The sequence below is a fragment of the Paracoccus sphaerophysae genome (assembly GCF_000763805.1).
Lineage (GTDB): Bacteria > Pseudomonadota > Alphaproteobacteria > Rhodobacterales > Rhodobacteraceae > Paracoccus > Paracoccus sphaerophysae.
Genome location: NZ_JRKS01000080.1, coordinates 1 through 11,445, shown reverse-complemented (window position 1 = coordinate 11,445; position 11,445 = coordinate 1). Strand labels below are relative to the sequence as shown.

The 11,445-nt window shown below is 69.8% G+C and carries 10 protein-coding genes; 1 reads left to right on the top strand and 9 read right to left on the bottom strand.

Translation table 11 applies throughout. The features are described from left to right. Positions 1-61 precede the first annotated feature (61 nt). Entirely contained in the window at positions 62-436 is a 375-nt protein-coding gene (locus IC63_RS15120) for a hypothetical protein (protein WP_036721906.1), read from the bottom strand. Between the two features lie 311 nt (positions 437-747). Between IC63_RS15120 and IC63_RS15115 the strand changes: the two genes are divergently transcribed. Further along, positions 748-1,374, top strand: a complete 627-nt coding sequence (locus tag IC63_RS15115) for a TerC family protein (protein WP_036721903.1) — start codon at positions 748-750, stop codon at positions 1,372-1,374. A 57-nt stretch (positions 1,375-1,431) separates the two neighbouring features. On the opposite strand, the gene IC63_RS15110 is transcribed toward IC63_RS15115, so the two are convergent. The 8 genes from IC63_RS15110 to IC63_RS15075 form a co-directional block, all read right to left on the bottom strand. After that, the gene (locus IC63_RS15110) at positions 1,432-2,613 is read right to left on the bottom strand and encodes a DUF1501 domain-containing protein (RefSeq protein WP_036721900.1); all 1,182 of its coding nucleotides are present in this window, start codon (positions 2,611-2,613) and stop codon (positions 1,432-1,434) included. A 17-nt stretch (positions 2,614-2,630) separates the two neighbouring features. After that, positions 2,631-3,995, bottom strand: a complete 1,365-nt coding sequence (locus tag IC63_RS15105) for a DUF1800 domain-containing protein (protein ID WP_036721896.1) — start codon at positions 3,993-3,995, stop codon at positions 2,631-2,633. Between the two features lie 137 nt (positions 3,996-4,132). Beyond that, positions 4,133-6,064 carry an aspartate--tRNA ligase gene (gene aspS / locus IC63_RS15100; protein ID WP_036721894.1) on the bottom strand — a complete coding sequence of 644 codons (1,932 nt, stop codon included), beginning with the start codon at positions 6,062-6,064 and terminating at the stop codon, positions 4,133-4,135. 114 nt (positions 6,065-6,178) lie between these two features. After that, positions 6,179-6,814, bottom strand: a complete 636-nt coding sequence (locus IC63_RS15095; RefSeq protein ID WP_036721892.1) for a CPBP family intramembrane glutamic endopeptidase — start codon at positions 6,812-6,814, stop codon at positions 6,179-6,181. Positions 6,815-6,818: 4 nt separating this feature from the next. After that, a complete protein-coding gene (locus IC63_RS15090) occupies positions 6,819-7,646 on the bottom strand; it encodes a glycoside hydrolase family 25 protein (RefSeq protein WP_198026345.1) in 828 nt (275 codons plus the stop codon). 128 nt (positions 7,647-7,774) lie between these two features. Next, positions 7,775-9,154 (bottom strand): FAD-binding oxidoreductase, encoded by a 1,380-nt coding sequence (locus IC63_RS15085; RefSeq protein ID WP_036721890.1) that lies wholly within the window; start codon positions 9,152-9,154, stop codon positions 7,775-7,777. A gap of 123 nt (positions 9,155-9,277) precedes the next feature. Then, the gene (locus IC63_RS15080) at positions 9,278-11,080 is read right to left on the bottom strand and encodes an aminopeptidase P family protein (RefSeq protein WP_036721887.1); all 1,803 of its coding nucleotides are present in this window, start codon (positions 11,078-11,080) and stop codon (positions 9,278-9,280) included. Positions 11,081-11,082: 2 nt separating this feature from the next. Then, a partial coding sequence (locus IC63_RS15075; RefSeq protein WP_156965518.1) for a DUF488 domain-containing protein occupies positions 11,083-11,445 on the bottom strand: 363 nt, incomplete at its 5' end.

Below are 11,445 nucleotides of genomic sequence, written 5' to 3'. Positions count from 1 at the left end.
CCCCCGGCCCCATCGGCCGACCCCGCCTGACGCCGCGGGGTGAAGGCACCGCGGCCGGTCCCTAAAGATCGTCGCCGTGGCTGCGCTGCAGGGCCGGTCCCCCGCCGACCGCCCAGTCAAAGGCGAGACTCGCCAGCACGGCATGGATCGGCAGCAGGATCAGCGCCCACACCCACACCTGGACATGCAGCAGCCGCTCGACCGGCGGCCGCAGCCACGCGGGCAGCCAGCGCAGAGATTCGCGGTAGATGCCGATCGGCGTCGGCACCCCCTCGTCCGCCAGCCCCAGCAACTGCCCGAGTTCATAGCCGTTCGGCGCCCCGACCCCGAAATGCCGGGGGCCGAAGCCGCTGATCAGCGCGGCAACGACGGCGGTACAGCCGAGCCCGACCAGCACCGCTGCGACCGCCAGTCGCACGCCAACCCGGTCCTTCATGACGTATTCCCGATCGAAATGGCACGGTTCTGTGGCGAAAACGCGGCAACTCGATCACACGGAATAGCGGTTCGACGTCCATCATTCACCCGCTATGCGTGTAAACTGCCGCACCCGCCGCGATCATGCAAGAACCATGACAGCGTCCAACGCCGGTGGTGCGACCGCGGCGACGACTGCGACCGGGCATTGCCCTCGTTTCCCATGCGGGATAGTTGGTCCGGACAATACGGCGCAGGGTCCGCCACGCGGCCCACAGGGCAAAAGACCGCCACCACGCGCCACCGGCTGCGTCACGGGAAGGGACACGAATGGAAATCTTCACCGCCGCGGGCTTTTCGGCCTTGCTGCAGGTCATCGCGATCGACCTCGTGCTTGCCGGCGACAATGCCATCGTCATCGGCCTGGCCGCCGCCGGTCTGCCGCGCGAACAACGCAACCGCGCCATCCTGGTGGGCATCATCGCGGCAACGGTCATGCGGATCGGCTTTGCGCTGATCACCACGCAGCTGCTGGCGATCAAGGGCCTGCTGCTGATCGGCGGCGTTCTGCTGCTGTGGGTGTGCTGGAAGATGTACACCGAGCTGCGCGCCGGCCATGCCCATGACGACGCGATGGACGACGTCGTCGCCGGAGATTCCGCCGACGACTCGGGCGCGCCGCGCAAGACCTTTGCCCAGGCCGCGATGCAGATCGTCATCGCCGACGTGTCGATGTCGCTGGACAACGTGCTGGCCGTGGCCGGCGCCGCGCATGGCCATTTCCAAGTGCTGATCATCGGGCTGGTGCTGTCGATCGCGCTAATGGGCCTCGCCTCGACCTGGATCGCGCGGGTCATCAACAAATACCCGTGGATTGCCTGGGGCGGCCTGCTGGTGATCCTGTATGTCTCGATCAAGATGATCTACGAGGGCGCGCACCAGCTCGGCTGGATCTGAGCCGACGCCGCACCAGGACAAAGGCCGGGGACATGCCCCGGCCTTTTTCGTTGGCCTCTAGCGCAGGATGCCCGGATCGGGGCCCAGGTCGAGCCCGGGGAAGATCGTCCCCTCGATATGCCCCGCCTCGGTCCCGAACAGGCCGCGCATCGCCCAGCCGGCATAGGCGCGCACGTCGCGCGTCGGCATCAGGTCACGGTCCTGGTAAAGCTGCCCCTCGGCGAGGCCCGGCCAGTCGCCATAGACCGTGCCGCCCCGCACCGCGCCCCCCGCCATCAGCATCGCGCCGCCGGTGCCGTGGTCGGTCCCGGCCGAGCCGTTCTCGCGCGCGGTGCGGCCGAATTCGGTCATCGCCAGCACCGTCGTCCTGGCCCAGTTCGCCCCCAGGGCCTCACGCAGAGTCAGGATCGCGGCCGAAAGCTGGCCCAGAGACCGGCCGATCACCTGCTGCTGCCGGGCGTGGCTGTCCCAGCCGGCCAGCGAGAACGCGGCGATCCGGGTGTCACCGTTCAGCCGGCTGGCGGCAAAGGTCGCCAGCTTCACCGCGTCGGCCGAGGGGCCCTTGGCGCCCATCATCCGGTCCTCGGGCAGCGAGCCGCCGATCGCCTCGGCATCGGCCGCCGCCTCGCGGAACAGGGCGTCGTCGTGATAGACGTCGGTCAGCAGCAGCCGCGCCTGCGGCGACAGCGACAGCCGTGCATCCGGCGCCCAGCTGAGCGCATGGGCCTTGCCCGACAGGATCAGCATTTCCTCGGTGCCGACCGAATAGGCGGTCTCGGCGCGGGCGTTCGGCATGTCCTGCAGCAGCCGGTTCAGCCAGCCGCCCTTCTGCTGGTCGATGGGCAGGTCGTTCCCGGTCCCCGCCTCGAGCAGGTCCTGCCCGTCGAAATGGCTGCGCTTGTCGCGATAGGGGGTGGCGATGGCGTGGGCGAAGGCCAGCTCTCCGGCCTGCCACAGCGGCAGGAGGTCGCCCAGATCCTGGTGCAGCGCGAAGAACCCGTCCAGGTCATGCGCCCCGCCCTGCGGGCCGACGGACAGCCCGGTGCGCAGCGCCCGCAGGCCCTTGTCGCCATAGGGCTGCACCGCGTCCATCCCGTCCATCGCGCCGCGCAGCACGATCACCACCAGCCGGTTGTCGCCGGGGACCGAGGCGAAGGTCATCGTGCTCAGCCACGGATGCGCCGCCGCGGAACATGCGGCGAGGGTGGCGGATTTCAGCAGAAAGCGGCGCGTGATCATGTCCGGGCCCTTCGGTTTCAGCGGCGGTTGAAGTCGGTCGAGGCCAGCACGATCGCCACCCCCTCGCGCACGCTTTCGGCGCGCGGCACCGCGGTGGCGAGCGCCTCGGACGCGGTCCCGCCCAGGGCGGTCACCAGGAAGTCGCGCGGATCAGGCAGCGGATCGACCAGCCGTTCGGGCTGGCGCAGCGCCCACGCGATGCGCGCCGACAGGGTCTGCGGCGTGATCCAGTCCGCCGCCAGTTCCGGCCAGCCGTCCGGGCCGCGGGCGCGGCCGAAGGTCTGGCCCATCAGGGTCAGCGGGCCCCACATGACCTGGTTGACGCGGGACGGCTCCATCGCCAGCACCTGCTCGCCCGTCACCCCCAGCGACCGCAGCGCGGCGATCAGGAAGTCGAAGGGCTGCCGCGCCTTTTGCCGAAAGGTCGCGGCCAGCGCCGGGTGCGCCGCCAGCACCGCGTGGACCTGCGCCAGATCGCCGCCGGTGCCGCGCCAGGTGGCGGCGAGATCCTCGACCAGTGCCGGCGGCGGATCGTCGGCGGCGAAATGCTGCGCTAGCTTGCGGGCGATGTGGCTGGCAGTCGCGGGATGGACCGCCAGGTCGCCCATGACCCGCGCGATCTCGGCCATGCCGTCGGTGCCGGGGCCGCCATAGGACGTGCCCAGCACGGTATCGGCGCCGGGTTCGGCTGCCTGCACGCGGAAGCGCTGCGGATCGCGGATGTTGAAGGAGAGGCCGGTCAGCAGTTCGGCCAGTTCCCTCACGTCGGTCTGGGTATATTCGGCCCCGACCCCCAACGTGTGCAGTTCCAGGATCTCGCGGCCGAGGTTCTCGTTCAGGCCCAGCCGCTTTTCGGGCCGCGCCTTCACATAGCGGGAATTGGGGCCGAAGCTGGTGTTCTGGTTGAGATAGACCAGCATCATCGGATGGGTCGAGCTGGCGAACAGCATGTCGCCGAAACGCCCGTTCAGATGCGGCCGGATCGCCTCGTCGACGAAGGCGCCCGCCATCAGGTATTGCGGCGGGTTCTGGGCGACGGTGGTGAAATGGTCGGACCAGAACTGTACCAGCCGCTCGCCAAAGCCGCAGGGCGCGTCCAGCGCGCGCGCCACGCGGCGCTGCAGCACCTCGAGCCGGCGGGCGTTCAGCCCCTGCGCGACGCGGCGATAATCCTCCTGCGCGATTTCCTTGGCGTTCAGCGCCTTGCGGCTTTCGGCCAGCTGGATCTGGGCGTCGGCCGCGGCCTGCGTCGTCCACTGATCGGGCCGCGCGGCCTCGGTCACCGAGGCCATCACCGCCGCCAGATCGCCCGGCGCCGCCGCGTGGGGAGCAAAGCCATAGCCCAGCCGCAGCGCGGCGATCGAGGGGAAATCGGGTGTCACGTCGTCATCCGTCGGCCTGCCGGGACGCACATCGCCCCGGCAGCCTTATGGCACAGCCGGCGCCGGGCTGCACGTCACGGTTTGCTGACGGCGGGGGTCCGCCGGCCGCCGCCGTGCTTTAGACTCAGCCGTCCGGCTCAGGCGTCCTTGGGCAGCACCCGCAGGCGCAACTCGCGGAGCTGTTCGTTGGTGGGCTCGCTGGGCGCGCCCATCATCAGGTCTTCGGCCCGCTGGTTCATCGGGAACATGATGACCTCGCGGATGTTCTGCTCGTCCGCCAGCAGCATCACGATCCGGTCGATCCCCGCCGCGCAGCCACCGTGCGGCGGCGCGCCATAGCGGAACGCCTTGACCATGCCGCCAAAGCGCTTTTCGACCTCGTCGCGGCCATAGCCTGCCAGCTCGAAGGCCTTGAACATGATCTCGGGGGTGTGGTTGCGGATGCCGCCCGAGATCAGCTCGTAGCCGTTGCAGGCGAGGTCGTATTGCCAGGCATGGACCTTGAGCGGGTCGCCGTTCAGCGCCTCGAGCCCGCCCTGCGGCATCGAGAAGGGGTTGTGCGAGAAGTCGATCTTGCCGTCGTCGCCGCGCTCGTACATCGGGAAATCGACGATCCAGGCGAACTTGAACTGGTTTTCGTCGATAAGGCCAAGGTCGCGGCCGATCTCGGTGCGGGCGCGGCCGGCAACGGCTTCGAAGTCCGCGGGCTTGCCGCCGAGGAAGAAGACGGCGTCGCCTTCGCCCAGGCCAAGCTGGGTGCGGATCGCCTCGGTTTTCTCGGGGCCGAGTGCTTTGGCTATGGGGCCCGCTGCTTCGAGATGGCTCCCGTCCGGCTGATCGGCCATGAAATCTACGGAATACCAAGCCGCGCGCGGCCCGCCACGCTCCTTGATTTGGCGAGCAAGCTCCTCATTAAGAACCCGGCGCTCTGCCTCAATAAATAGAGGATGATCTCGGTTATGCCGAGCTACTTGCGGCAGTTCCTTTCTCCGCCAGAAGATATACCCCATCCCCGGCAGCCCCTGCTGTTGGGCAAAGGCGTTCATCCGATCGGCGAACTTGCGCGAGCCGCCGGTCGGCGCGGGGATGGCGCGGATCTCGGTGCCGTCCTGCTCGAGCAGTTTGGCGAAGATGCCGAAGCCCGAGCCGCGGAAATGCTCGGACACGTCCTGCATCTCAATCGGGTTGCGCAGGTCGGGCTTGTCGGTGCCGTATTTCCGCAGGCTCTCGGAATAGGGGATCAGCGGCCAGTCGGCGTCCACGCGGCGGCCGCCGCCGAAGGTCTCGAACAGGCCCTGGATCACCGGCTGGACGGCCGCGAACACGTCCTTCTGCTCGACGAAGGACATCTCGATGTCGAGCTGGTAGAAATCGGTGGGCGAGCGGTCGGCGCGCGGGTCCTCGTCGCGGAAGCACGGCGCGATCTGGAAGTAGCGGTCGAAGCCCGCCACCATGATCAACTGCTTGAACTGCTGGGGCGCCTGCGGCAGGGCGTAGAACTTGCCCGGATGCAGCCGCGATGGCACGAGGAAGTCGCGCGCGCCCTCGGGGCTGGAGGCGGTGATGATCGGGGTCTGGAACTCGGTGAACCCGGCGTCCCACATCGCGTCGCGCAGCCACTTGATGACCCGAGACCGCAGCATGATGTTGGCGTGCAGCGACTCGCGCCGCAGGTCGAGGAAGCGATAGGCCAGCCGGGTTTCCTCGGGATAGTCCTGGTCGCCGAAGACCGGCAGCGGCAGGTCGTCCGAGGGGCCGAGCACGGCCATGTCAGTCGCGTAGACCTCGATTTCGCCGGTCGGCAGCTTGGGGTTGACCAGCGCCGCGTCGCGAAGCTTGACCCGGCCGTCGATGCGGACGACCGTCTCGGCGCGCAACTTTTCCAGCGCGGCGAAGGCCGGGCTGTCGCTGTCGGCGATCACCTGGGTCATGCCGTAATGGTCGCGCAGGTCGATGAACAGCACCCCGCCGTGGTCGCGCACCCGATGCACCCAGCCCGACAGGCGCACGGTTTCCCCGGCGTCGGCGGCGGTCAGCTGGCCGCAGGTATGGGTGCGATAGGCGTTCATCACGAGGTCCCCTTTGTTCCGGCCCCGCATCAACGCTGCCTGACGCGCACTGTCAAGCGCCGCCCCCGGGGGCCAGCCCCCGGACCCCCGGGATATTTGCGCAAAAGAGAAGGCTCAGAACGGCCGCACCACGTTGCCGGACCAGAAATAATGCCCCATGCCGACGGTGAACAGCATGTTGCCGGCAATGGCGTGGGCGACCCAGGCGGCGGGAAAGCCCTTGTCCTGGTAGAGCTTCGCAAAGATCCAGCCGCCGACGAAAGTCATCACCGCGACCACGACCGACCAGTACATTAGGTGGGCCAGCGAAAAGATCGCCGCGTTGACCAACCGCGCGGTCCGCGCGTCGCCCATCAGCGCCGCGTAGCGGTGGAAATAGAGTGCGCGGAAGATGAGCTCTTGCGGAAGCGCCGACAGGATCGGGTAGAGCAGCCACAGCATCGCGAGGAACCGCAGCCGCTGGGGCGAGGTGTTGGGGACGAAGCCCGGCTGGCTCGCGGCCATCACCAGGTAGCCGGTGGCGCCCACGAACAGCCCGAAGGCCGCCATCCGCAGCCAGTCGATGCGCGACCAGCCGCGGCGAAGCTCGCGCCAGTCGAACTCTCCAGTCCACCAGATCAGCGCGACCCCGCCCAGGGTGAACAGCGCCAGCGCCGGGAACAGCCCGCCGCGCGGCAGGAACAGCGCCATCGCCAGCGGCGCGCCGACGAAGAGGGCCACGAACTCGGCCCAGCGGGCAGCGCGCCACATACGCCTAGCGCTGCGATCGCGTGGCCAGCCAGCGGTTCCACTGCGCCCGCGACCCGGCGAAGGCGTTCAGGTCCACGTTGCCGCGGAAGCCGGGCGCGGTGCCGGTGCCGGTATATTGCCAGAAGGTCCAGGGCTGGCCCGGATAGGTGCCGCGCGGGTGGTCGGCGACCGAGCGCAGCCAGAATTCGGCGTTCAGCCGCCCGATCCCGGTGTCGCGATAGAAATCGACCGTGACATACAGGATCGGCCGCTGGCCGTAGTGGCGGTGCAGGATCTCGACCATCTGGCCGACTTCGCGGTGCACCTCGGCGGGGCCGGGGCGATGCGGGCAGCTGCGCGACTGATGGTTCCATTCCAGGTCGATGACCGGCGGCAGCGCGCCGCGTTCGCGCGGCACGTTGGCGATGAACCACGCGGCCTGCTCGGCGCCCGAGCGGCAGAAGTAGTAGAAGTGATAGGCCCCCCGCGGGATGCCGGCGGCCCGGGTCTGCGCCCAGTAGGTCGGGAAGGCCGGGTCCGAGTGATCGCCGCCCTCGGTCGCCTTGATGAAGGCAAAGCTGATCCCCGCGTTGCGGGCCGTGTTCCAGTCCACGCTGCCCTGATAGCGCGACACGTCGACGCCGTGCACCTGGTGGTTGTAGGGATGGCCCGAGGTCCAGACATGCGGCGCGCTGTCGCCCAGCTGCGGCACGGTGCCGGCGACGAAGCCGCCCTGCACCGACCGCCCAGACCCGATGCTGGTATCCGTCACCACCCGTCGCGCGGGTCCGCCGCCGCAGGCCGCAAGCGCCGTGACGGCCACAAGGGCAACCGCCCTGATCCACAGTTTCATCGTCCCGCCTCGATCCGTTTCTGGTCTGCTTTGCGGGCGACTATCCACAGAACCCCGGGCAAAGTCACCCAGGCCACCGCCGGGGGCCGCCCGGGGCGAGATCACGAAACCGTCAACGGCCCCGGGGGTCAATTCATGTCCGGGACCATCTTGCCCGGGTTCATGATGTTGTTGGGGTCCAGCGTGCGCTTGATCGCCCCCATCACCGCCCAGGCGGGGCCGTGCTGCGCCTCCATCAGCCCGCGCTTGCCGATGCCGATGCCGTGTTCGCCACTGATCGTGCCGCCGACGGCGATGGCGCGGTGGGCCATGCGTTCGGCGACGCCCTTGGCGATGGCCATTTCCTGCTGGTTGCCGGGTTCGAGCAGCATCAGAACGTGGAAATTGCCGTCCCCGACATGGCCCACCACGTCGCCCAGCAGCCCGGTGGCCTGCATGTCGGCCGACGCCGCCGCCACCGCCGCGGGCAGTTCCGACATCGGCACGCAGATATCGGTGCTGATCCCCGTCGCGCCCGGCCGCAACTTGAGCGCGGCGTAATACGAGGCATGGCGCGCCGCCCACAGCCGGTTGCGTTCAGCAAGGCTGGTCGCCCAGGCGAAGCCCTGGCCGTGGTGATCCCCGGCGATCGCCCCGAACAGCTCTGCATCGCGCTTGACCGCCTCGGGCGAGCCGTTGAACTCGACCATCAGATGCGGCTGTTCGGGATAGCTGGACCCCATGTGCAGGTTCACCGCCCGCATCGCCATCGCGTCCATGAACTCGATCCGCGCCATCGGGATGCCCATCTGCATCGTCTGGGCGACGCAATTCACCGCGTCCTCGAGCGTCGGGAAGGCGCAGACCGCGGCCGAGATGTCCTCGGGCTGGCCGTGCAGGCGCAGGGTCAGTTCGGTGATGATCCCCAGCGTGCCTTCCGAGCCGACGAGCAGCGCGGTCAGGTCATAGCCGGCGCTGGACTTGGCGGCGCGGCTGCCGGTGCGGATGATGGTGCCGTCCGCGAGCACCGCCTCCAGCCCCAGCACGTTCTGGCGCATGGTGCCATAGCGCACCGCGGTGGTGCCGCTGGCGCGGGTCGAGGCCATGCCGCCGAGGCTGGCATTGGCGCCCGGATCGACGGGGAACATCAGCCCGGTCGCGCGCAGTTCGGTGTTCAGCGCCTCGCGGGTAACCCCGGGCTGGACCACGGCGAGCATGTCCTCGGGGCGCACCTCGAGCACCTTGTCCATCCGCATCATGTCCAGCACCAGCCCGCCGCGGACCGCCAGCGCATGGCCTTCCAGCGAGGTGCCGGTGCCCCAGCCGATGACCGGCACGCCGTGGGCGTTGCAGATCCGCAGGACGGCCGAGACCTCTTGCGTGGTCAGCGGGAACGCGACAGCGTCGGGGGGCGGTGCCTGGTGGAACGTCTCGGAGGCGCCGTGGATCGCGCGCTCGGAGTCGCCGGTGGACAACCGGTCGCCCAGCACGCCGCGCAGTTCGGACAGGACAAAGTCAGCGATCGGCATGGGTCTTCCCTCGGGTTGGATGAGCGTCAGTCTGGCACCGCCCGCAGCCCGGCTTCAACCCCGTCTTTCGTGCCCAGATAGCGCGGGGGAGCCGGCCACCTGCCGGCGGGGGCAGCGCCCCCGCTACACGGCCGCCCCAAGCGGTGAGGTCGCCGCGGCCAGCCAGTTGCGGGCCTCCGCCGGCACCAGCGGCCCGATCTCGGCCGCGACGCGGGCGTGATAGGCGTCGAGCCAGGCGATCTCGGCCCGGCTGAGCATCCCCGGCTCGATCAGCCGGGCGTCGATGGGGACGAGGGTCAGCGTCTCGAACCCAAGCAGGTCGCGGCCGTCGGGGCCGGTGGCGGGCTCGACGGCGATCAGGTTCTCGATGCGGATCCCCCACTCGCCCTCGCGGTAATAGCCGGGCTCGTTGGAAAAGATCATGCCCGGTTCCAGCGGCAACTCGGACCGGCGCGAGATGCGCAGCGGGCCTTCGTGGACGCACAGCGCCGCGCCGACGCCGTGGCCGGTGCCGTGGTCGAAATCCATCCCCGCCTGCCACAGCGGCGCGCGGGCCACCGCCTCGATGTCGCGGCCGGCGAGGCCCTTGGGAAAGCGCAGGCGGGACAGCGCGATCATGCCCTGCAGCACGCGGGTATAGGCGTCGCGGGCGGCTTCGGGCGGGTCGCCGATGGCGAGGGTGCGGGTGATGTCGGTGGTGCCGTCGGGATACTGGCCGCCGGAATCGAGCAGCAGCAGCTCGCCCGCCTGCACGGTCCGGTCGGTCGCCTCGGTCACGCGGTAATGGACGATGGCGCCGTTGGGGCCGGACCCGCAGATGGTGTCGAAGCTGATGTCGATGGCCCCGGCCTCGCGGCGGAAGCCTTCCAGCGCGCGCACCGTGTCGATTTCGGAGAAGCCGCCCGGCGGCTGGGCGTCGATCCAGGCCAGCGCGCGGATCATCGCCACCGCGTCGCGGCGGTGGGCAGCACGCATTCCCTCCAGTTCGGCCGGGGTCTTGCGGGCCTTGGGCAGCGCCACGGGGTCGCGGCCGCGAACCACCGTCGCGCCGGCCGCCGTCAGCGCCGCCTCGACCGCCACCGGGGCGCTGTCGGCGTCGATCCGCACCGGACCGGCCAGCGCGCCGAGCGCCGTCGCAAAACTCTCGGGCGGGGACAGGGTCACGGCGTTGCCGAGATGGGCGCGGACGTCCGGGCCGAACTTGCCCGCGTCGGCGAACAGCTGCACGGCGCCGGTGTCGTCGATGATGGCAAAGCTCTGCACCACCGGGTTGCGGGGGATGTCCGACCCGCGCAGGTTCAGCAGCCACGAGATGCCGTCGGGCAGCGTCAGCACCGCCGCCCCCTGCCCCGCCGCCCTCAGCTCGGCCGCGACCAGCGCCCGGCGTTCGTCCGGGGTCGCGCCGGCCAGCGTCTGCGGGTGGATGCGGGCCGTGCCCACCGGGGGCGCGGCACGGTCGGTCCAGATCGCATCGACAGGGTTTTCGACCGGCGTTAGGGTGATGCCGCTGCCGTGGAGCTTGCGGGACAGCGCCTCGGTCTCGGCCACGCTATGCAGCCACGGATCGAAGCCCACGGTGCCGCCCTGCGGCAGCACCGCGCGCAGCCAGTCGGCGGCGCCGGTCTCGGGCCAATGGACGGGGGTGAAGATCGCCGGGTCGGTCTCGGCCCGGACCTGCACGCGGTAGCGGCCGTCGATGAAGACTCCGGCGCGGTCGGCGGTCACGATGGCAAAGCCCGCGCTGCCGGAAAACCCGGTCAGCCAGCGCAGCCGGGCGTCGCTGTCGGCGACATATTCGCCCTGGTGGGCGTCGGCGCGGGGCACCAGCACGGCGTCCAGCCCATCCCGCGCCATCAGCGCCCGCAGCGCATCGATCCGCGCGCCGGTGTCGGCCTGTCCCGAAGGGGCATCAAAGCTCTGAAACATGGTCAGTCCTTTCCGCTGCCCGCACCCTCGGGGGAAACGGCGTCAGTTTCCAGCCCTTCGGGCGGGTAAAGGACATGGCCGTCAGCGGTCATCTGGGCCCCCGGCGTCATCGTCGCCTGATCGACATGGCCGGGGCCGAGGATGTGGCGGACCTCGTCGCCGCCGGCCAGCAGATAATCGGTGATGATGCGGCGGTGACAGCGCCACCAGACGGCCTCGGCGCACATGATCGCGCTGGTGCGCGCGGAGCCCAGAACGCGCAGTTCGGCCAGCCCCTCGGCGAATTCCGGCGTCAGCGCGTAATCGGCATAGTTGCGGAAGGCCGTCACCCGCCACATCGTGTTCGGCGACGGCCCTGCCCCCGC

What these genes read in the sequence shown, in the direction of transcription:
- IC63_RS15120 (WP_036721906.1), bottom strand. Translation starts at nt 436, where the DNA reads ATGAAGGACCGGGTTGGCGTGCGACTGGCGGTCGCAGCGGTGCTGGTC.
- IC63_RS15115 (WP_036721903.1), top strand. Translation starts at nt 748, where the DNA reads ATGGAAATCTTCACCGCCGCGGGCTTTTCGGCCTTGCTGCAGGTCATC.
- IC63_RS15110 (WP_036721900.1), bottom strand. Translation starts at nt 2,613, where the DNA reads ATGATCACGCGCCGCTTTCTGCTGAAATCCGCCACCCTCGCCGCATGT.
- aspS (WP_036721894.1), bottom strand. Translation starts at nt 6,064, where the DNA reads ATGAACGCCTATCGCACCCATACCTGCGGCCAGCTGACCGCCGCCGAC.
- IC63_RS15095 (WP_036721892.1), bottom strand. Translation starts at nt 6,814, where the DNA reads ATGTGGCGCGCTGCCCGCTGGGCCGAGTTCGTGGCCCTCTTCGTCGGC.
- IC63_RS15090 (WP_198026345.1), bottom strand. Translation starts at nt 7,646, where the DNA reads ATGAAACTGTGGATCAGGGCGGTTGCCCTTGTGGCCGTCACGGCGCTT.
- IC63_RS15085 (WP_036721890.1), bottom strand. Translation starts at nt 9,154, where the DNA reads ATGCCGATCGCTGACTTTGTCCTGTCCGAACTGCGCGGCGTGCTGGGC.
- IC63_RS15080 (WP_036721887.1), bottom strand. Translation starts at nt 11,080, where the DNA reads ATGTTTCAGAGCTTTGATGCCCCTTCGGGACAGGCCGACACCGGCGCG.